Annotated in this window: 1 protein-coding gene; it reads right to left on the bottom strand. The window is 54.2% G+C overall.

What is annotated here, in order from left to right:
• The coding region (locus tag IG168_RS20510; RefSeq protein ID WP_193166467.1) for a hypothetical protein at positions 1–497 on the bottom strand (497 nt) is incomplete at its 3' end.
• Between the last annotated feature and the right edge of the window lie 58 nt (positions 498–555).

Genomic DNA, 555 nt, shown 5'->3' with positions numbered 1-555 from the left:
GCTGCGACTGACCTCACGCCATGACTTTCGTTTGCGCGCGTTTGCTCCGCCATCTCGTAAGTTAGGATGTAAGACCTGATTGCAGGACCTATTGCGGCATTCGAATAATCTTGACGAAGAAGGTAGCTGCGCAGCGACGCCTCAGACGGCACCCCGCCGGGGAACTCGTTCCGTAGCTCCGCGAAAAGCGAAGGCCTGAAGGCCGCCTCCATGATCGCCTCCGATTTCGCCGCGTCGCTTTCCGAATGCATGATTGCAACCGCGAGGCGCGTCACTCGGACCTGATTCTTACCGGCCTTTTCCAGAAGCCCATACTGAATCATCGAGGCAAGGACCTTAGCCGATGCTCCGTTTAGGCTTGAGTATCCGGCATGTCCCACCGCCACCTCGCGGTCAATACTGTACGTACGATCAACAGCAAAAATCTTCTCCGCTTTCTCTATCGCGTCAGACAGAGAAATGTTGGGATAGTTTGGACTTCTGACCCGAACAGCCATAGCCGCCTCCTATGTTACGTAACAAATTACCAACACATAGATAGGCGATTACGCGCAT

Source organism: Microbulbifer hainanensis, assembly GCF_014904735.1.
Lineage (GTDB): Bacteria > Pseudomonadota > Gammaproteobacteria > Pseudomonadales > Cellvibrionaceae > Microbulbifer > Microbulbifer hainanensis.
Note: the sequence above shows the minus strand (reverse complement) of the source record. Positions and strands in the feature narration are given on the sequence as shown.